Source organism: Streptomyces sp. NPDC050856, assembly GCF_040653855.1.
In the GTDB taxonomy this organism is placed as follows: domain Bacteria; phylum Actinomycetota; class Actinomycetes; order Streptomycetales; family Streptomycetaceae; genus Streptomyces.
Genome location: NZ_JBFAGV010000023.1, coordinates 36,923 through 55,753 on the forward strand (window position 1 = coordinate 36,923; position 18,831 = coordinate 55,753).

Consider the following 18,831-nt stretch of genomic DNA (forward strand, 5'->3'; position numbering starts at 1 on the left):
AGGCGGGGGCGCGTTGCGCTTGCCGCGCGTCCGCGTCGTGCCCATGTCCGCCCCTCCCACGTCGTACACCGCAGCGGTCGAGCGCTACCTCACCGGCGCGGACATCGCGAAATCCTCCGCGCGGATCTTCCGGATCTCGCTGACGACCTGGGGGGTGGATGCTCGCCGGCGAACCGGCGCCGACCGGACCCGCCCGCCGGGGCGCGAAGCCGCCCGTCTTCCCCGTCGCCGCGATCGACGACCCGGCGCTGCCGGAGATGCTGGCCGAGCTGGCGGCGGCGCGGGGCTGACGAGATGGACGCCGACACTGTCAACCGGCAGCTGTCCATCGCTCGCCGCACTGAGGAGATCTTCGAGGAGAACACCCGGCTGCTGGCCAACCCCTCGCCCCTACCCGACGACATCGAGGACCTGGGCGGCTGGACGCTTCACCGGCATCGTCACAGTGCCCTGACGCACGACGCGGAGGACGGCACCTCTTCCCCGATGTTGCTGGCCCGCTCCCGCCACGCATCGTTCCGATCCCTGGAGCGGTACGCCCGGCCCGGCGTCGACTCGGTCGCCCGGCACGTCGCCGAACGCGACCCCGCTGCACGCCGCCGCACGTGAGCCGAGCAGATCAGTGCTTCAAGAGCATCCCGTTGCCCCTTTGGCGCGCATCTCGCTCACACCCCCCTGGAGCGCGTCCACGACCGACTGCGCCGCCTGGAGCGGGAGCGGCCCGCGCCGGTCCGTCGGCGGTCCTCGACCATATCCGACATCGAGGTGACACCCCCCCACCGGTGATGTGAGACCCGCAGGTCAGCAGCTTGACGGTATGGGCGCCCGGATAGGCCCGACGGCCAGGATCAGGCGGCGAAGGCGAAGTAGGTCCCCGTCGTCAGACCGGAGAAGGTGATCAGCTGCCGGGGCTTGAGGCAGCTGAACGCGGCGTGCATCGCGATGCCGGCGGCGACGGCGTACGGCATCGTCTGCGGGATGAGAAGCGCGACCGGCAGCGCGATCTCCGCCGCTATAACGGTGGCGGCGATCAGGCGCCACAGCCGGATGTCGCGGTCGGTGAGGTTGCCCAGGTGGCGGCGGACGATGGCGGGGACGGCGTACTGGCCGCGGCGGTGCGGGAGGTGCTCTTTGACCTGGGTGTAGGTGTGGACCCACTGGGCGAGGTAGAGGCCGCTGCGGAACTGGTCGCTGCGGATCTTCTGCCAGGCGCTGTTCCAGTAGATATCCGTGGTGAGCAGCACGAGGAGGCACAGGGACCACGTGTTCGCGGCGCTCGGGGCGTGCTCGATGCTCAGCCCGTGGCCGAGGTCGCTGGCGACGAGGAGGCAGGCGCCGGTCAGCAGGATGTAGCGCACGGCGCTGGGGCTCTTGAGGTAGAGCAGTTCCGTGGCGGCGCCGGCCAGGACCACCAGCAGGGTGAGGCGGGGGGCGACGCCGAGCGCCAGGGCGAGTGCGGCGGTCGTGCGGATGAGCAGCGCGGGCCGGTACACGGCTGCGAGGAGCCGGGCCCGGCGGGGGCCGAAGCGCTGCTCGGCGAGGAAGAGGCTGAGGGAGCCGCGGGCGAGGCGGCCCCAGCTGCCCTGGCCGAGGGCGAGCGCGAACCGGATGGTGAGCACGGTGCCGAAGACGATCCGGAACAGTTGGAGCCGGCCCGGGTCGGTGGGGCGGGCGAAGCCGGAGGCGAGCGCGTCAAAGAACCACACGGCTGGCCACCACCTTCACGGGCTGCTCGCCGCGGGCGGACAGAACGCGGCCGGTGCCGTCGATCCGGTCGTACCGGCCGCTCGCGGTGAGGTGGTCGAGGTCGCTTGGAGCTGGGGCGGTCCGAGGATGAAGGAGCCGGGCGAGAGGTGGTCGTAGACGTTGACCGGCTCGGCGTGGCCGTCCTTCGTGCCGGTGAGGTGGACGATGGTGAAGGTGCCGCGGCGCGGACATCAGCCCCAGCAGGGGCCAGTCGCAGGAGCTGGAGGCGGCGACCTCGGCCGGGTAGTCCTCGCCCATCGCCTGGGCGTACAGGCTGGCGACCAGATTGCTGCGGGCACGGGCGGCGTGGAAGGCGTCGTACTGAGCCGAGCGTTCCTGCGCGGATGCGGACGGCGCCGGGGGCGGGCTGGTGGTTGTGGGGTTCATCGGGGCATTGACCTTCTGATCCGGGAACGGGTGCCGGGGCAGACGACCTGCACGGCGTGGACGGGACAGCCGGGGGCGGACAGGTCCAGCGCCACTGGCTCGTGGGTGGTGACGTGTTGGAGGCGGCGGGCGATGTCCTGGGCCTGGTAGGCGAAGCCGCCAGCGGCCGGGGTGAAGCGCGCCGTCGCCTCCGGCCACGGCGCGAGTCCTGCGGTCTGGGCGGGGCGGAAGAGCGAGGTGTCGAAGCTGCCGGGGTCGGCGAGGATGTCGTCGCGGGTTCCGGCGATGGTGGCGAGCCGGGACTGCGCGGCCTCGGTGACCGCCCGCGTCAGCGCGATCCCCGGGTCGCTGTGGCAGCCGCCGCCCGCGAAGACGACCGGGTAGTCCTCCGACCACAGATAGGCGACGCACACCGGCAGCCCGTACGGGCCGTCCACCAGGGCGATCTCCAGCGCATGCCCGCAGCCGCCAGCCGGGCGATCACTTCCCGGCCGAGCGGGTCATCGACCGTGCGGGGGTCGATCAGCGTGCGCCGCCGTCCGCCCGCCTGCGTGTCCCGGTAAAGCACATCGCGCTCGACCACCTCGAACAGGGCGTGCACCGCCGCCTCGTCGCGGGTGTTGCCGCAGGCGAGGCCGGTACTGGTCGCCCGCCACACGTCCGGGGTCCACGGAGGGCGCTGGCCGCAGCGGCGGACCAGGTCAACCGGCAGCAGCGCCTTCGCCCCGCTCACCAGGCCGGCGCCGTGCGTCCACTCGCACACCACCCTGGCGAGGGAGTCCTCGGGGTAAGGGGCAGTGGTCGGCAGCGCGGTCATGGGGCAGTCGGGGGCGACCTCATCGGCCGGACCCACTGCGGCGACGGACAGCGGCTGCTCGACGTGCCACAGCTCGATCGCCTCCATCACCGCCGACAGCTTCGCCAACAGCGCGGTGGCGCCCTTGCCCTACGACGCGGACAAGGTCTTCGACCCGGGCCGGATGGCCGTCCACACCGGTAGCCCGATCACGTCCAGGCCCGTCAGGTCCGCGACCCGGGTGATGCCAAACTCCTCAAGGCGGCCGGCCACCGCCTCCCACGTCTCCTCAGGCGTCCGGGCCCGTACGGTGCCCTGCAGCGCCACCAACTCGTCAACGCCCACCACGGGTCGTCTCCATCCTCTTCGTCTCCTCCCAGAATCCGGGCACGAACCGCTTGGCCGCCTCCACCGCGCTCGCCGCCCGGCCCAGCCCCCGCGCGGACGCCTCCGCGTCGAACTCCCCCTCGTCGCACCGCCACACCCCGAGCAGGAGGTCGCGGGCCACCTCGTCGCGGACCGCCGCCGTGGAGAACCCGGGCCGGCTGCGGCGAGCCCAGGCGAGGGCATCGGAGTACCCGGCGACCGCACGCCGGTCCTCGGCGGTCTCGCCAGCCAGCAGCAGCGCCACGGTCTGCTCGTCACGCAGATCGAGCCTCGGGTGGAACACACGGTCGGCGGGCAAGCCCCCGCCGCACGCCTGGGCCAGGCGCTCGGCGAGCGGCAGCCCGGGCCCGCCGTCGGAGGGATGCCGGGAGAGATGTTCGAGGTAGGCCGCCCACCTGTCGCCGAACGCGGGGTCGAACACCTGCTGGTAGACGAGGCAGTCCTCGGTGGACAGCTCCAGGCCGTCCACCCGCTCCCGCACGGCGGCGTTGGACCAGCGGTGGACGTAGGCCATTTCCCACCCCGGCGGCGGGGCGGCGACCACGCTAGTCGCCGCGGTGGTGCCGGCGAGCGCGCCCCGTACGGCGGCGAGCGCGTCGGCGCGCTTGAGGTCACCGAAGTGCCGGTCCTGCTCGCGCCGCTCGACCAGCCAGCCGGCGAATGCTGTCTCGCCCCGGCCGCCGCACACGGCCCGCACGGCGGCCCACGTGCGCTGCGGGTAGTAGACCGCGCGCAGCGCCGACAAGAGCCCGGCGGCCCGCCCAGCGTCGAGGACCACGTCCGCGACCGCGAGTTGGAGGGCGTGCCGGAGGTTGACCAGCGGCCAGGTCAGCGCGTCCCACGCGCCGTCCGGGGCCTGCCCGACCGCCACCTCGTCGTCGCCGTCGATGTCCCCGCGGACGTAGGCGGTGTAGATGTGGCCGACGCCGAGCATCCCGTACGGCGCCAGTTCAGCCGCCCGCAGCGCGCCGATGCTGGCCGCCCCGACCACCCGGATGCCCCGGCCCATCGCGGCCAGGATCTCCTTGTGCCGCAGCGCCGGCGCCTGGTGATACACGCCGTCGATGAGGACCACCGTGTCACCGCTGCGGATCGCGGTGTTGAACAGGTCACCGTGCCGCGCCGGCGGCCACACCCGCACACCCGGCGCGGCAAGCTGCGGCTCGGACCGCATCAGCGTCGGCCCGACGAACACGTGAATCACTACCGGCCTCCAGGGTGAAGGGCGAGGGGCGCCTCTTCCCCGGGCCCAGAGGCCGGGGAAGAGGCGCCCAGGTCAGGGCGCGGGCGGGGGCGAGGACTACTCCTCGTCCTCCACGTCGACGGCGACCACGACGGGCCCGGTGACCTCATCGGTCTCCTGGGCCGGCGCCTGGGCACTGATGGCGGCGATGGTGGACTTGGACTGCGCCATGGGATGGCTCCTTCTCTGCGGAAAACGGCGGTGCGGGACGGCTGCCCGCATCCGGTGGTGCCGCGGGCCCGGAGGCCCGCCTGCCCGTCCCTGGTCGGGGCGGGAATCTGATGGGGTTCAGCCCGGGGTGAGGGTGCGGTGGTCGGCGACGATCCACTCCGTGCCGCCGCCTTCGGGGCGCAGGAAGACGGCGCAGTCGGTGACGCGTCGGGTGGAGGGGTCTTCCCACTCGCCGATGAACTGCACGATGCCCCGGCGGCCGTGGCTGTCCTCGTCGACGGCCGCGCCGCCCTCGGTGAGCCAGTCGGGCAGCTGCCGGTGGGAGACGGATCGGTGTGCGGTGTTCATGAGTAACCTCCATCGGTCGGGCTCTCGCAAGGGTGAACCGTGCCGACACCGTCACGGAGGGGCATCTTGGGGGGCATCATGTGCCCATGCCGATCGGACAGCTGATCCGTCATCTGCGCTTACTCAAGCCCTGGACCCAAGTCCAGCTCGCCGAGCAGCTGGCCATGTTTGCAGGTGACCCCACCGGGGCGCCAGGCCGGGACGCGGTCAAGCGGTGGGAGAGCGGGAAGGTCATCCCCGGCAGGTACTGGATCGGGCACCTGTCTCGCGTACTGGGCGCCCCTGTCGAGCAGTTGGAGGCGGAAGCTAGGCTCGATCGCGTGAACCGCCGAGCCTTCCTGGGACTGTCCGCCCTGGCCGTCACGCACGGCGCGCTCGCCACCGAGATGGCGGCCAGCATCGCCGGGAGCGACCCGGTCCCTCTGGCTCGCGTCCAGACCACGCACGGCGCGGACATCGTCACCGCGTCCATGGCGGACAAGGCGTCCACCGTGCACCTGCGCCGGTGGATGCTGGACGGCGATGTACCGATTTTGCGGGTCAACGCCGCGGGCATCCTCGCCAAGCTGCCCGGTCAGGGCCAGGCCGACCAGGTCGCCCGCGTCCTGGCACACGACGAGGAGGTCCGCCACCTCTACATGACGGCCGTGACCTCCCGCGTGTGCGCCGTGGACTGGACGACGGCCGGCCGGATCGTCTCCCAGCCCGCCTCGTACGGCCACCGCGCGGACTTCCTCGCCACCCGCTTCGCGAGGGAGGCGCTCACCCCCCGGGACTCTGGCGCACGCTGGTGCTCCTCGGTCATGCTGCGGGAGCTGAGCCCCATGATCGGACGGAGTCCCGCATGATCGTCTTTGAAGTCCCCGCCGGCGAGCTCGTCGACGAGCTGAACCGCCAGGCCGCCGAGGCCGGTATCACCGACGCGGCGATCGTCTCCCTGATCGGGGCCGCCGACTCCTTCACCGTCTCGACCATGCCCGAAAGCGACGCGCTCAAGGACAACATCACCAAGTACGACCTGCCCGGCGAGATGACCGGCACCGGCGAGATCCGCAACGGCTTCGCCCACATCCACGTCGTCATGGGCGTCGAAGGCGACCGCGCCATCGCCGGACACCTCCACGAAGCGCACATCGGCACCCACTTCGCCCGCGCCTACGTCCTCCCCGTCAGCTGACCAACGCACCTACAGGGCGCGTACGGCCCGTGAGACAGCCCGTACGCGCCGTGCCCGGGCGGGGAGGAAGCCCCCGCCGGGATCCCGGTGCGTTCACCGCACCCACTCGTACTCGTCGTCTTCCCCGCCGGCGTCGCGGTCGTCGTCGCTGAGCAGGTCGTTCACCTCGTCCTCGGTGAGGAGGTCGCGGTCATCGTCCATGCCGTTCAGGATGTTCCGGCCGACGGCTGGGCGTCGCACACGCCCCGTACGGCCTCGCGCAGGTCGAGGACCATCACGCCGCCGGTGTTGTCGATGTCCCCTTCTCCAAAGCGGACCCACAGCGGGAACGCGCCGGCATCGCGGGCGAAGGCGAGTTTCTGCGCAGACGCGGGGTTGGGGCGAGAGGCGAGCTCGATGACGAGGTCCGGCAGCAGCGGCGTGCAGATCACCACGTCCGCTCGCCCGTAGCGGCCCTTGCCGTCGGGGGCCACGGGCAGCCGTGCCCGGCGGGAAGTACCAGTAGAGCGCCCCGCGCCCGAACAGACCCCGGGCGGTGTCGCAGTTCCGCTTGTAGTCGAGCCAGCCGTCGACCCCGAGTTCCCGCAGCATCGTCAGGACGCGCCGCATATCGTCGAGGTCGCGGTAGTCGCGGGTGTAGACGCAGGCGCCGGTGAAGTCCTTCAGCACCTTCGCGCCGAAGCCGAGGTAGCCCTCGATCGTGGCGCCTCGGATACGCTCCCACAGCTCTTGGTCGATGCCCTTGGGCATCCACTTCCCGGTAACCCGGTTGCCGAACTCGTCCAGGCCCTCGTCGACGTCGTCAGGGGCACGGACCCGGTCGGTCCACCCCGGCCCCTTCGGGGGCGGGAGGCCAGCCCGGCTCGGGGGCCCGTCGGCACTCGGCGAGGGCATCACCTTTCAGTCCTCCGCCCCGTCGTCATCCTCGTTGTCCAGCCCGCGAGCGTCCGGGTCGCGCAGCGGTCGCAGGCCGCCGGCCGGGACGGGCCGGGTGAAGCTGTAGTGGCCCAGCACGTTGAGGTTCTTGCGCTTGAGCGGGGAGAGCCGGGCGATGTCCTCGTCTCGGATCTCGTGGCCCTCCGTGCGGAGCTGAGCGACGGCGGCATCGACGTAACGGGTCGTCCAGAGGACCACAGCGTTCAGGACCAGGCCGAGGGAGCCGAGCTGGTCCTCCATGCCGTCGCGGTACACCCTCACTTGTCCATCACCGTGCTGCCGGGCCCACCCCGGCCGTCGCCTCCCCGCCTGTGCCCCGCTGCTGGGCGCCTGCCGGCCAACCTGTCACCCGCCCCCACGGCTGTTCCAACCTGCCGTGCCCGCCCCGCGTCTTCACCAGAAAGTTCCACCTGCGGCACAGCGTCAGTGGGTGGGCTGACGTCGTCACTGGTCCCGATTGGCACAGGTGTCGGATGGATCATCCTTCGGGCGTATGAACGAATTGATAGCACGCCATCGACTGGATTCGTTCCGCCACCTTTAAGCATCCGGATGGAGGGTGTTTGCCCAGCGAACTTGCCCTCACGGCGCCTGTGGATCAGCTACCCCCTGATTAGCTGCTTTTCGCGGGCACCCCGCGTGGAAAATGGTCCCGAACCGGGAGCTTCTTTCACTTGAGCAAGTTTGCTTTTTTCCCATATGCACGAGCCGTAGCGGACGGAAGTGATCATTCCTCTTAAGGTGCAGTGTCGTCCTCCGCCCACCCATCTGCAGACCACCCCACCACCTGCGCTTTCCCTGTCCTGCGCCACCACGAGCAGGACGTCCGATCACCTACGGACAATAAAGGCACCCCGATCGATCATCGGTGAGCGTCAGGTGATTCGAAACCTAGGAAGTCGGCCTTCTTGCATGAGGGGGCCGAATTGCATGGGGGGAAACCCTGCAATCGTGGAGCGAACAGCTCACATCTGAAGATATTGTGGGTGGCCCATCACGGCCCGCTTCCTGCGGGCTGTCATGGGAATGGCCCCGGGGTGCGACCCGGGGCCACCTGTCACATCTACAACCCCAGAAAGGAATGCACGTGACCAACGGAGAGAACCGGGAGTGGACGTTTACTCCCCCGGTGCTTCCTCCCGGCATTATCCCTGCCCGGAGTGATGGTGAAACCCGAAACGCCGCGCTGTTCGACCTGTGTCTGTGCGCGAGCCTGCTGATCGTCGTCCTCGTCCTGGTGACCATCATCATGGTCGCCAGAATGCGCCCCGTCGCGACGGACGCCTTCGGCCTGTGGCTGCTCACCGGGTTCGCGGTGGTGAGCGTGGTGGGCTGGTCCCGCCGCGGGCACCTGCGAGTCGTGCGCCTGAGCCAGAGCTGAGCCCCGGACCCTCCCCGGGTGGGCGCCGTACGCGTACGGCGCCCACCCGGGACCGCGACTGATGAAGCCCCCCGGAGCGCTGGGGTGACCCCGCCCGGGGCGGGCGAAAGGGGATCTTCGATGGCAGCGCCATCACGATGCGCCTTCTGTGGGAAGGGGATCGAACAATTGAAACGGGGCGGGCGCCCGAAGGACTACTGCAACGCAACATGCCGGCGGCGTGCACAGCGTCAACGGGACCGTGACCGGCGAGCCTCCAGACCGACGGGGGGATCGTGGCGGGTGATCAGCCACGACTTGTCCGCGCGCGCCCGGCACCTGCACACCGCCGGCGCCGAGCTGCCCCTGCCGGAGGTGCTGGAGCTGACGGAGCAGTTGTGTCAGGACGCGGACTGCCTGGCGGCCGTGGCGGTCGACGCAGCCCGTCAGCGCGGGTGGGCCTGGCAGGAGGTGGCATCCGCGGCGGGCCTGAGCGAAGCGTCGGCCCGGGCCCGGTGGGGCGGTGTTCGCGTCGCCCGCCTGGTCGCTGGACGGGTGCCCCTGCCCTCGGCTCGGCCGGCTTACCAGGAGCCGCCCGCACCCGCGGGCGGTGAGCTCATCCTGCGCCCGGCGCGGCCCGCAACGTGTGGCGCGCCACAAGCCCTCGGCGCAGCCCTGCGCACGCTTTATGAGCGTTCGGGTGTCGGCCTGCGCCGCGTCTCTTTCATCACGGACCTGCCCGTCCCCCTCATCGCCTCCGTGCTGGAAGGGCACACGGTCGCTCCCTGGTCGGTCATCTACATGCTGTCGCACGCCCTGGGCGGCGAGCCGCAGGAACTGCGGTGGCTGTGGCAGCACGCCTGGGGCCAGCCCGCACCGGGCGACGTGGACGACAGCCCGCAACACCTGCGTGCGGCACTGCGCGGTGCCCGGCTCGCGGCCGGGTTACCGGACCTCGCCGCGAGTTGCCCGCCTGACCGGGACGTGGCCGAGGTGCAGGCAGTCTTCGACGGGCGGGCGGTGCCCGACTGGCCCGTCATCAGCGACGTCCTTACGGTGCTGGGCGCAGACCTGACGTCGTTCGAGAGCCTGTGGGCGGAGGCGCGGGCCGCGCAGCTCGCCACCCGGGAAGGGAATAGGTGATCATGTTGCGACACAGCCACCACCACGCGGTGCGCCCGGCCCGCTTCCGCCTGGAGTTCGCGGCCTTCTGCGAAGCCAACCGGGACGCCTACGTGCGCTACGCCCAGGTGCGTATCGACGACCAAGCGGAGGCGCGCCGCTGCGTCGACGCCGTCCTCGACGCCCTGGGCGCACGGTGGGTCGCGGTGCTCGGCGGCGAGCGCCCGGCCGCCTGCGCGTGGAGGGACCTGCGCACCGAGACCGCCCAGCGGACCGCCTGCGCCGCGGGCCGGGCGGGCAGGTTCCATGCCTTCCTGCGCGAGGACCAGGCCGACATGATGCTCCTGCACTATCACCTGCGACTGCCCATCGACGGCGCCGCCGGGCTCATGGGCCTGGCCGACCACGAGGCACGGGCCCTGCTACGCGGCGCCGAGCGTGACCTGCGCACCCTCCTGGGGAACTGCGGAGCCTGAGCCGAGCCCCGGCGCACACCTCTCTGCAAGGCGGGGTTGCGCGCCGGGGCACATTCGTCCGCTGTGGCGTGTAACAGCCCGCCGGTTACGTCCCATTGAGCGACTAGCCGACCGCTTGGAGTGCTCCTAGGATGTGCCCCCTACATTCATGACACCCAGCCCGCGCAGGGCTTAGGGGAGCGCGTATGGCCTACGGGGAGAAACCCCAAACTCACGTCATCGACACCAGCAAAGCCAGCGCCGCACGCATGTACGACTGGCTGCTGGGAGGGACGGAGAACTACGACGTCGACCGCGAGGCTTGCGTCGAGCTGTTGAAGATTGCTCCCAGCAGCCAGCAGCTGGCCCGCGGCAACCGGGAGTTCTTGAGGCGCGTGGTGCGCGTCCTGGCTGCAGAGAAAGGCATCACCCAGTTCCTCGACCACGGATCTGGGCTGCCGACGCAGGACAACGTGCACGAAGTCGCACAGCGGCACCGGAAGGACGCCAAGGTCGTCTACGTGGACGATGACCCCATGGTCCTCGCCCACGCCCGGACCTTCCTGGACGACAACGACAACACCAAGGTGCTCGGGTACGACATGCGGCGTACCAGCGACATCAGAGCGGCGACTGAGGGTTTCCTCGACTGGAGCGAGCCCATCGCAGCCCTGTTCGTGTCCGTCCTGCACTGCCTGCCCGACACCGACGACGAGAACGACCCGGCCAGGCTGATCCAGACCGTCGCCGGGCAGCTCTCCGCCGGCAGCTACATGGTGATCTGCCAGCTCGTCAGCGATGACCCAGTCGTACGCCGCGACGTCACCGACCTCATGGCGGCGGCGACCAACGGCAAGTGGGGCCGGGTCCGCGAAAAGCACGAAGTCCGACGGTTCTTCGACGGCTTGGACATCGAAGATCCCCCAGGGCTCGTCGACGTGATCGATTGGCGACCGGACTCCCCGCCGCCCCCTCTGCACCTCAGGGCGACGGACTGGGTGGAGTGGGGCGGCCTCGCCCGCATCTCGGGGTGACGCCGCAGCAGTGAAGCCGTCACGGAACAGGCTCGGCCCGCACAGCAGCCTACGCCGGCCCTTCCGTGGCGGCCAGCCGCTTCCAGTGGGCGAGAGCCCGCTCCAGTGTCGCGGTGCTCTGCTCGCGGTCGTACGCGCTGGCGCGGACGTTGTCCAGCAGCCGGCGGTACTTGTCGAGCTGAGGCTTCTGCGTGATGTAGTTCGCCCCGTCGAGGTGTTCCACGTAGGCGAGCTCCTGGCGGTCGCCGAACGTCAAATGGAACAAGGGGTAAGGAGGCATGACCGCCTCCTTGGGCACGATCCGGACGTTGACACGGTTGGTCCGTGTCGCCTTGAGAAGGAACGCCACCTGCTTCACCATCACATCCGCGGTCCCGTACGGCCGGTACAGGACCTCCTCGCTTATGTGGGCGGCCAAGGTGGGCACGCCCTTGTCGAGCATGACCTGCCGCTTCATCCGCAGGGCGACGATGCGCTCGATGTCGGACTCCGCGACACCGAGCTCCATCATCGACACCAGTGCCCGGGCGTACTCCTCGATCTGCAGCAGCCCCGGCACGACACGGGGGTCGAACACGGAGATCTTCTCGGCGGTCCCCTCGAGGCGGATCAGTCGCTTGAGGAAGTTGGGCGTCACATCGGCGAACTGCGCGTAGAGGTCGGCGTTCCCGGCCTGCGCCAGCAGCTGGTCCAGCTGACCCTGCTGCTCTCGGGAGAGCCTGTAGAACTTAGCCAGGTCGTGGACGTCTCGAGGCTTGGCCGGGCTTTCCCCCCGCTCCAAGCGGCTGACCTTCGAAGTCGAGGCCCGGATGACCCGCGCGGCATCGGCGAGGGTGTATCCGAGACGCTCGCGGTGGAACCTCAACTCATCACCGAGCAGTCGGCCGGCGGGGCGCTGCTCGTCCGACGCCTGCATGCGGATGACGTCGGCGTCCGACTCGAGGCGGGACTTGCGGGCGGCGGGCATGCGAACTCCGGGCCAGTAGGCAGAAATTGCCCCCAGAATGCCGCTTGTATGCCCGCCACCACAAATTATGGCCAAGGCTTAGCTTTCAGTTGCCTCCTAAATGGCGAGGCGATCGAACTCCGAGCCCTTCGCACCCTCCAGGAAGGCCCTCAGTTCCGCCTTGGTGAAGATCAAGGCCGGGCCCTCCGGATCCCGGGAGTTGCGCACGGCCACGCCGCCCTCGGGCAGGCCCGCCACTTCGATGCACTCCCCGGCCCCCACGCTCGCCTGCGCCTTCAGCCAGGTCACACCCCTGATCTCGCCAGCCGGCACGCCGTTGCTGATCGTCATCGCCATTCCCCTCACTCTTCTCCTCGCACGGAAAATGCGTGCACACCATTCCCATATGGGAAATACGAGTGCCGCCCATGCAAGGGTAGAGGGGAGAGCCCATGCGAACATTTCCCCGAAAGAGTGCAGTTCGATACTGCTTGTATGACCAACACTCCCGCCGTGTTGTGACGGCGGCGCCCGAGCAATCCGCCGCTACCGGTGCCCCAGGACGGCGCCCGCGTCCAGCACGGCCCACCGGGCGGGCGACCGACGCGGTCGGACAGACCGACTCAGCCGATCCCTGACACCCCGTCACGCGCGCCCCGCAGCAACCGAGGAGGCACGGTGCCTTGCCCTCCACGCCTCCTCCCGCCCCTCGTCCAGACATGACCCGCCATCAGACGCCGGGCGTCCTCACCGCTGCCGGCTCTACCTGAGGAAGGTGGCCGGGGGTAAGACGGCGGCTGTCCCGGCCAGGCACCGAAAGGCTGGCTAGCCGGGGCGGAACCATGCGGGCAGGGGGCCCGCCGGCCCGGCCGCGTTCTCACGGGTCTGGGCAGCCCGCAGCGCCCGACGGAGGTGAGGCCGCCCACCGGGCCGGGCTTCCGGACCATCCGGGTCCAGCGCTTGCCCGTGGGCGCGGCGGAGCGCCCGAGGCGTGACATAGGTGGGGGATGCTGTCCGAGACCCGCTCGGGCCGGTGGATCGACCTGGTGAAGACCGATGCCTCGCAGTGGCAGGCCAAAGACCACACCGGCCGCACCGCGGTCTTCGACCTCAACCCGGCCGGCGACCTCGCCAAGGGCACCGACACCGCGGGCAAGACGACGTCGTACGGGTACGACTCCTCTCGCCGCCTGACCAAGGTCACCACACCTGAGGGCACCGTCGCTCTCTTCACCTACGACGCGCAGAACCGCGTACGGTCCGTTCAGCGGGCGACGGAGTCGACCAGCAGCGGCCATATGGGGCCGACCTGGCGCTACGACTACTCCGGCGCCGCCCCCTCGGACGCAGGCACCACCACGGTGACCGACCCGGACGGCGACAAGACCGTCCATACCCACAACGCCGACGGCGAGATCACCAAGGTCACCGACCCGCTCGGCCACTCCCGCTCCCGCACCTACAAGAACCACTTGGTGCAGACCGCGACCGACGCCATGGGCACGGGGACCGACGGTACTGGCGGCAACGTCACCACCTATGACTGGGACGCCCGCAACAACCCCTCCTCCGCCGAATTGCCCACCGGCGCCACGGCCGCGCTCACCGGCTACCAGACCATTGCCGGCAGCGATCTACCTGGGAGCTTCACCTCTCCGGACGGACAGAAGGAGGACTACACCTACGACACCAGCGGTAACACCCAGACCGTGACCACCACCGGCACGGACGGTGGCCAGCGCTCGTACACGTACAACAAGGCCACCCCGACCTGCGGAGGGTTCGAAGGCCAGCGCTGCACGGCGAAGGACGCCAACGGCAAGGTCACGTCCTTCACCTACGACACCAAGGGCAACCTGTCCAAGGTGACCCCGCCCGCCCCGCTCGGCACCGTCACCTACACCTATGACGCGCTGGGCCGGGTGGAGACCGTCACCGACGGGCGTGGGATCAAGAGCGTCTACGTCTACGACACCCGCGACCGGGTCAAGCAGGTGTCGTCCACGAGCATGACCGTCACCTACGGCTACGACGGCGACGGCAACCTCACCAACCGGACCGACGCCTCCGGCACCACGAGCTGGTCGTTCGACAAGCTCAACCGCGAAGCCACCCGCACACTCCAGAACGGCGCCCAGACCGTACTGGCCTACACGCCCGGCGGTGATGTCGACTACTACACCGACCCCAACGGCAAGACCGACTACACCTGGGACCCGGCCGGCCGCCTCGACTTCCTGACCGACCCGGCAGGCAAGAAGACCGACTACGACTACAACAACAACGACAAGCGCACCAAAACCGTCTACCCCGGCGGCACCACCCAGACCGTCACCCTCGACGAGTCGGGCCGTCCCAAGGCCATCAAGGCCGTCTCAGGAACGACGACCCTGTTCGACCTGGCTTACACCTTCGGCTATGGCACCGGCGGAGCCACGGACGGCACGAAGATCCGCACGCGTAGCGACAACGCCACCAAGCTCACCACCAGCTACATCTACGACTCCCAGGGGCGGTTGTCGTACGCCAAGGAGGCCGATGCGGCGGGTGCTCGCAAAGCGTCGTGGCTGTACTGCTACGACAAGGCCGGCAACCTCATCCACTACGACTCCTCCGCAAGTGCCTGCTCCACCACGGTGACGTACGGCTACAACGACGCCTCCCAGCTCATCTCCGCCAACGGGTCATCGGCCGGATGGTCCTACGACAAGTCCGGCAACGAACTCGCCGCCGACCCCACCTCCGGCTACGCCCGCTCCAGCGAAACCTGGACGGACCACAGACAGCTGAAGACCATCACTACCAGCGGTACCGCCCGCGACGCGGCCCACGCCGGCACCGACAACAGCGAGCGCACCAAACTCGGCGACACCTGGTTCCACACCACCGCCCTCGGCCTGACCGGAAGCACCACCGCCGGCACCGACACCGGATTCATCCGCGAACCCGCGGGAACACTCAACTCCATGCGAACCGGGGGCAAGAGCTACTACTACCTCACCGACGCGACCGGAAACGTCCTCGGCCTCGTCGACGAAGCAGGCACACGCACCCACACCTACGCCTACAACCCCACCGGCCGCGCCCGCACCACCACCGAAACCATCCCCCAGCCCTACCGATTCGCCGGCACCTACGCCGACCCGACCGGGCTGTACAAAATGGGCGCCCGCTACTACGACCCCAACACCGGACGCTTCACCCAACCAGACCCCTCCGGCCTGGAAAAGAATGCTTACCTCTACGCCGAAGGCGACCCCGTCAACCGCATCGACCCTACCGGGCTGTTCGACTGGGGCGCCGCCATCGGCGGTGGTGTGGTCGGGGCCTTGGCACTTGCTGCAGGTACGGCTTTGGGAGGGCCTGTCGTCGGCGGTGCGCTCGGAGGCTGTGCCGGAGCGGCGGTCGGTACCGCGATCTCCGGGGGATCCGGATCCGACGCTGCGAAAGCGTGTGCCGTCGGCGGAGTGTTCGGTGCTGTCGGAGGAGCTCTCACCAAAGCCGTACCCGGGCCGTAAGGAATAGTTAGGGAAAGGGGAGCAGGGTATGCGCCAAGTCTACGGTCGAGCGCGTATAAGGCTGGCTATAGCGGCTCTTATCGGATGCGGAGCTGCCGCACCCCTGTTTATCTTCTGGCGTCAATCCGAATTCGCCCTGTGGGTGATCGCGGCAATAGCTATTATTGCCCTTCTCGCCGTCTTCCGGGGTGTCGTTGAAGTCAAGAGAGGCGTCCAGAACTAGCTGTTCCGTCGTGACGCAAGTCTCGGCTAGAGTCTGCAACGGGTGAGGGTCTTCTGGCCTGGTATGGATGCGACATCCGCACCGGCGACCAGAAGGCCCTCGTCCCGCACTGTCCTTGGCACACCACTGCCACCCCGCTTTTACACCTCGGCGCCCATCCGGTTCACGTCGACGCGATAGAGACCGGCCGAATGCAGGGTCACCGGCCACACAAGGGTGATCGTGCTGTCCACCTCTGGAGCCTGCCCGAGGATGCGCCGTTGGCGTCCATGTACGCGTTGGTGGTGCCGTCCGGTAGACCACCAGCTGGTGTTCGACCACATCAACTGGTACGGCGAGTTGTCGGCACCCTGTTCACCCGGGGCCCAGGTGCAGCGCCTGACCGACCTCGGGCATCTGGGCCTCGGCTACACCACCTGGGGGGCAGGCATGAGCAGCGGTGAGATGTCCGGTGTCGACCTCGCCCGCGAGGCCCTGCTCGCCGCTCGGGAGGCGGCGAAGAAGAACGGCAGCGCCTGGAAGGAAAAGCCGAGGCGGCGCGGCGCCATCCTCGTACGGCGCGACGGCCGCGAGGCGCTCGGGCCGCGGCGCGGCGATCGGCATGATGATGACCAAGCGTGGCACGGTCGCCCCGGCCGTAGGCGGCAGCGTCCTCGCCCAGTTCGACGCCATCCTCGCCGCGGTCGCCACCCGAACTCGCCGGTCATGCCAACCCGTGCAGTTTGACGCGGACACCGGCCGTCTGGACGTCGCCCCCGACGCTCCCGTGTACGGCACGAAGCTCCGCTTGAGCGCGCCCAAGCTGATCGCGGCGACCAACGAGCGGGTGCCCGACGCGAACGTCCGCGCCCTGCACGTCCTGCCACCCGCATCAGTGAAGGCCGGCCCCACAACCGCAGCCGCCAACCCGGACCCGCAGCCGACCCCGCCCTCTGCGCCGCTACAGCGACGGACCCGCCGGAGGGCTACCTCCGCGCCCTCGAAGCGCACCGCCAGGCTGACGACCGCGGCACGCGGATCCGGCCATCGCGAAGGCGGTGGAACGGCAGACCGCCGCGATGCGGGACCTGAGCCACCGCGCGTTCCCTGAACCCGAGGTCATCCCCGTCCCTGACGATGGGCCGGCCTCGATCGAGCAGGCCCGTGTGCAGCGCCGCCGGGAGGCTGCGGCGAGCGAGGCGGCCGCGCTGCGCCGGGCCCGTGCCGAGCGTGCCGCCCGGCAGGCCGGGACGCAGGCCGTAGTACCGCAGCCGCCTGCTTGCCGGTCGGCGGCCGGGAGTGCCCGGCGATTTTCGATCTCGGCCCTGACAGACGCGCCGGCGGAGCCGGAACCGCTCGCCGGGGCGGTGAGGAAATCGTCCGGGAGCAGGCTGAGCGGCAGCGAATCGGCAGTGCTGATCGGTGCGGACACCAGGTCCTGGAGCAGCGGGCGTACCGCGGCGTGTTCTCGGCGGGGCAGCGCTGTTCGGGTCGGGCGGGAGTGGTCGCGCCCGGATGGCATGCAGTGCTTCGGCGGCCGCGGGCTCACGGCGCCAGCTGCCATCACCAAGACGCTCGTTAAAGTACAGGTCGGCGCCGGTCCGGTCGGTGAGGGTGATTCGCTGGACGGCCGGGCTCGCTTCGGCGGCCGCGATGGTCTCGGGTGTCATCTGATAGGAGCTGTCGTGGGCAGTGGGCGGCGTCTAGCGCCCGCCTTCCAGGTAGTGGTGCAGGCTGTCCAGATGGCTGCGTTCGGCCCGTACCCCCATCCCGACGACCTCCACCTGGTGGCCGATCGCGGTGAACTCCTCGGCGGTCGACACCGTCATCTCGGGCACCCGGAACACGCCCTCGATCATGAGGCTGTAGCCGTGGGCATGGGCGTAGTCGATGCTCATCCGCACCCAGGCCCCGGCCAATAGTCGTCCCCGCACCCGCGGGGGTAGTCCCACCCTCACAGTCGCCCGATCGTGCCGCGCTCACCCTTCTGGTAGGGGCCCCGGACTCCTACTATCTGGCCTCAGGTGCTAAGTGATGAGCAGGGCTTCGATCACGGCTTCTTGGGCTGGCGGGGGACGGTCGTTTCTCGTCAGGGTGTCCGTACACCGCCGAGCGGGGCACGCTGAGTCGGGACGGCTCCGCTGGTCGGGATGATCCACAGCCGTACGGGACCGTCCGTGCCAGTGATGGCGAGGAGCCGGCCGTCCGGGGAGAACGCCAATTCGCGGCTGCCCCCGGTGGGGTAGGTGGTGACGGCTTCGTCGGCGGCCAGATCCCACAGCTTCACCGCGTTGCCGGCGTCACCGACGGTGGCAATGAGTCTGCCGTCGGGGGAGAACGCTACAGCTCGGTCGGCACCGGGCTGGTCGCTGAGGGCTGTGCGGATGGGTTCGCGGGTGGCGGGGTCCCACAGGCGCACGTCGCCGTAATTGCCGACGGCGGCGAGGAGTCTGCCGTCGGGGGAGAACGCCACATCTCGGGCGCCGTTGGTGAGGCCGGCGAGGGTGGCGACCAACTCATGAGTGGTCGGGTCCCACAGGCGCACGGCGCTGTCCGTGCCGACGGTGGCAAGGAGCCGGCCGTTGGGCGAGAAGGCCACCCCGAAACACGCCGTCACGTTACTAAAGCTGTTCCTGGTGTGACCGGCAAGGGTGGCGACCAGTTCGTGGGCAGCCGGGACCCACAGGCACACCTCACCGCCCGAACTGGCGGCGAGGAGCCGGCCGTCGGGCGAGAACGCCACCCCGCCACTGCCCGCGGTGGGTTGGCGGGTGAAGCGGGCGACCAGTTTGTGGGCAGCCGGGTCCCACAGGCGCACGGTGCCGTCGGCACCGGTGGTGGCGAGGAGCCGGCCGTCGGGCGAGAACGCCACCCCGAGACTGTCCGCGGTGTGGCCGGTGAGGGTAGCGACCAGTTTGTGGGCAGCCGGGTCCCACAGGCGCACGGTGCCGTCGGCACCGGTGGTGGCGAGGAGCCGGCCGTCGGGCGAGAACGCCACCCCGA

The 18,831-nt window shown here is 69.8% G+C and carries 20 protein-coding genes and 3 pseudogenes; 10 read left to right on the top strand and 13 right to left on the bottom strand.

Annotated features, from left to right (window positions below; genetic code table 11):
• Window positions 1–158 precede the first annotated feature (158 nt).
• On the top strand, window positions 159–290 hold the full coding sequence (locus tag AB0H53_RS20410; RefSeq protein WP_362114986.1) for a hypothetical protein: 132 nt from the start codon (window positions 159–161) through the stop codon (window positions 288–290).
• A gap of 4 nt (window positions 291–294) precedes the next feature.
• Window positions 295–609, top strand: coding sequence for a hypothetical protein (locus tag AB0H53_RS20415; RefSeq protein ID WP_362114989.1), 315 nt, complete (start codon window positions 295–297; stop codon window positions 607–609).
• 239 nt (window positions 610–848) lie between these two features.
• On the opposite strand, the gene AB0H53_RS20420 is transcribed toward AB0H53_RS20415, so the two are convergent.
• The 6 genes and pseudogenes from AB0H53_RS20420 to AB0H53_RS20445 all read right to left on the bottom strand — a co-directional run bounded on the left by AB0H53_RS20420 (window position 849) and on the right by AB0H53_RS20445 (window position 5,078).
• Complete coding sequence (locus AB0H53_RS20420; RefSeq protein ID WP_362114992.1) at window positions 849–1,706, bottom strand: hypothetical protein; 858 nt, start codon at window positions 1,704–1,706, stop codon at window positions 849–851.
• On the bottom strand, window positions 1,693–2,133 hold the full coding sequence (locus tag AB0H53_RS20425; RefSeq protein ID WP_362114995.1) for a hypothetical protein: 441 nt from the start codon (window positions 2,131–2,133) through the stop codon (window positions 1,693–1,695). Before AB0H53_RS20425 ends, AB0H53_RS20420 begins: the two co-directional genes overlap by 14 nt.
• Window positions 2,130–3,037: pseudogene (locus AB0H53_RS20430) on the bottom strand (YcaO-like family protein). The gene AB0H53_RS20425 and the pseudogene AB0H53_RS20430 overlap by 4 nt, the downstream one beginning before the upstream one ends.
• 42 nt (window positions 3,038–3,079) lie before the next feature.
• On the bottom strand, window positions 3,080–3,277 hold the full coding sequence (locus AB0H53_RS20435; RefSeq protein ID WP_362114998.1) for a hypothetical protein: 198 nt from the start codon (window positions 3,275–3,277) through the stop codon (window positions 3,080–3,082).
• Window positions 3,264–4,520: a TfuA-like protein gene (locus tag AB0H53_RS20440; protein ID WP_362115001.1), complete on the bottom strand. Its 1,257-nt coding sequence runs from the start codon at window positions 4,518–4,520 to the stop codon at window positions 3,264–3,266. The genes AB0H53_RS20435 and AB0H53_RS20440 overlap by 14 nt, the downstream gene beginning before the upstream one ends.
• A 327-nt stretch (window positions 4,521–4,847) precedes the next feature.
• Window positions 4,848–5,078, bottom strand: a complete 231-nt coding sequence (locus AB0H53_RS20445) for a hypothetical protein (RefSeq protein WP_362115004.1) — start codon at window positions 5,076–5,078, stop codon at window positions 4,848–4,850.
• 86 nt (window positions 5,079–5,164) lie between these two features.
• On the opposite strand from AB0H53_RS20445, the gene AB0H53_RS20450 reads away from it, so the two are divergent.
• Together AB0H53_RS20450 and AB0H53_RS20455 are read left to right on the top strand one after the other, a co-directional pair.
• On the top strand, window positions 5,165–5,926 hold the full coding sequence (locus tag AB0H53_RS20450) for a helix-turn-helix transcriptional regulator (RefSeq protein WP_362115007.1): 762 nt from the start codon (window positions 5,165–5,167) through the stop codon (window positions 5,924–5,926).
• On the top strand, window positions 5,923–6,255 hold the full coding sequence (locus AB0H53_RS20455) for a DUF296 domain-containing protein (RefSeq protein ID WP_362115010.1): 333 nt from the start codon (window positions 5,923–5,925) through the stop codon (window positions 6,253–6,255). Before AB0H53_RS20450 ends, AB0H53_RS20455 begins: the two co-directional genes overlap by 4 nt.
• Window positions 6,256–6,461: 206 nt before the next feature.
• On the opposite strand, the gene AB0H53_RS20460 is transcribed toward AB0H53_RS20455, so the two are convergent.
• From AB0H53_RS20460 to AB0H53_RS20470, 3 genes and pseudogenes are all read right to left on the bottom strand, one after another.
• Window positions 6,462–6,689 (bottom strand): hypothetical protein, encoded by a 228-nt coding sequence (locus AB0H53_RS20460; protein ID WP_362115179.1) that lies wholly within the window; start codon window positions 6,687–6,689, stop codon window positions 6,462–6,464.
• A 148-nt stretch (window positions 6,690–6,837) separates the two neighbouring features.
• Window positions 6,838–7,149 (bottom strand): annotated as a pseudogene (locus AB0H53_RS20465) (putative phosphothreonine lyase domain-containg protein); the annotation flags it as partial.
• A gap of 6 nt (window positions 7,150–7,155) precedes the next feature.
• A pseudogene (locus tag AB0H53_RS20470) lies at window positions 7,156–7,458 on the bottom strand (Tn3 family transposase); the annotation flags it as partial.
• Window positions 7,459–8,278: 820 nt separating this feature from the next.
• Between AB0H53_RS20470 and AB0H53_RS20475 the strand changes: the two are divergent.
• The 4 genes from AB0H53_RS20475 to AB0H53_RS20490 all read left to right on the top strand — a co-directional run bounded on the left by AB0H53_RS20475 (window position 8,279) and on the right by AB0H53_RS20490 (window position 11,162).
• Window positions 8,279–8,572: a hypothetical protein gene (locus AB0H53_RS20475; protein ID WP_362115013.1), complete on the top strand. Its 294-nt coding sequence runs from the start codon at window positions 8,279–8,281 to the stop codon at window positions 8,570–8,572.
• Between the two features lie 282 nt (window positions 8,573–8,854).
• The gene (locus tag AB0H53_RS20480) at window positions 8,855–9,694 is read left to right on the top strand and encodes a hypothetical protein (RefSeq protein ID WP_362115016.1); all 840 of its coding nucleotides are present in this window, start codon (window positions 8,855–8,857) and stop codon (window positions 9,692–9,694) included.
• Between the two features lie 2 nt (window positions 9,695–9,696).
• The gene (locus AB0H53_RS20485; protein ID WP_362115019.1) at window positions 9,697–10,149 is read left to right on the top strand and encodes a hypothetical protein; all 453 of its coding nucleotides are present in this window, start codon (window positions 9,697–9,699) and stop codon (window positions 10,147–10,149) included.
• A gap of 185 nt (window positions 10,150–10,334) precedes the next feature.
• Window positions 10,335–11,162 (top strand): SAM-dependent methyltransferase, encoded by an 828-nt coding sequence (locus AB0H53_RS20490; RefSeq protein WP_362115022.1) that lies wholly within the window; start codon window positions 10,335–10,337, stop codon window positions 11,160–11,162.
• A 49-nt stretch (window positions 11,163–11,211) separates the two neighbouring features.
• Here AB0H53_RS20490 and AB0H53_RS20495 read toward each other — a convergent pair whose 3' ends face one another.
• A complete protein-coding gene (locus AB0H53_RS20495) occupies window positions 11,212–12,129 on the bottom strand; it encodes a helix-turn-helix transcriptional regulator (protein ID WP_362115025.1) in 918 nt (305 codons plus the stop codon).
• 96 nt (window positions 12,130–12,225) lie between these two features.
• Window positions 12,226–12,459: a DUF397 domain-containing protein gene (locus tag AB0H53_RS20500; protein WP_362115174.1), complete on the bottom strand. Its 234-nt coding sequence runs from the start codon at window positions 12,457–12,459 to the stop codon at window positions 12,226–12,228.
• Window positions 12,460–13,115: 656 nt separating this feature from the next.
• Between AB0H53_RS20500 and AB0H53_RS20505 the strand changes: the two genes are divergently transcribed.
• Window positions 13,116–15,626, top strand: a complete 2,511-nt coding sequence (locus tag AB0H53_RS20505; protein ID WP_362115028.1) for an RHS repeat-associated core domain-containing protein — start codon at window positions 13,116–13,118, stop codon at window positions 15,624–15,626.
• 532 nt (window positions 15,627–16,158) lie between these two features.
• Window positions 16,159–16,575: a hypothetical protein gene (locus tag AB0H53_RS20510; protein WP_362115031.1), complete on the top strand. Its 417-nt coding sequence runs from the start codon at window positions 16,159–16,161 to the stop codon at window positions 16,573–16,575.
• A 956-nt stretch (window positions 16,576–17,531) separates the two neighbouring features.
• Here AB0H53_RS20510 and AB0H53_RS20515 read toward each other — a convergent pair.
• Window positions 17,532–17,786 (bottom strand): zeta toxin family protein, encoded by a 255-nt coding sequence (locus AB0H53_RS20515; protein WP_362115034.1) that lies wholly within the window; start codon window positions 17,784–17,786, stop codon window positions 17,532–17,534.
• A 131-nt stretch (window positions 17,787–17,917) separates the two neighbouring features.
• On the bottom strand, window positions 17,918–18,831 hold a 914-nt coding region (locus tag AB0H53_RS20520; protein WP_362115037.1), incomplete at its 5' end, for a WD40 repeat domain-containing protein.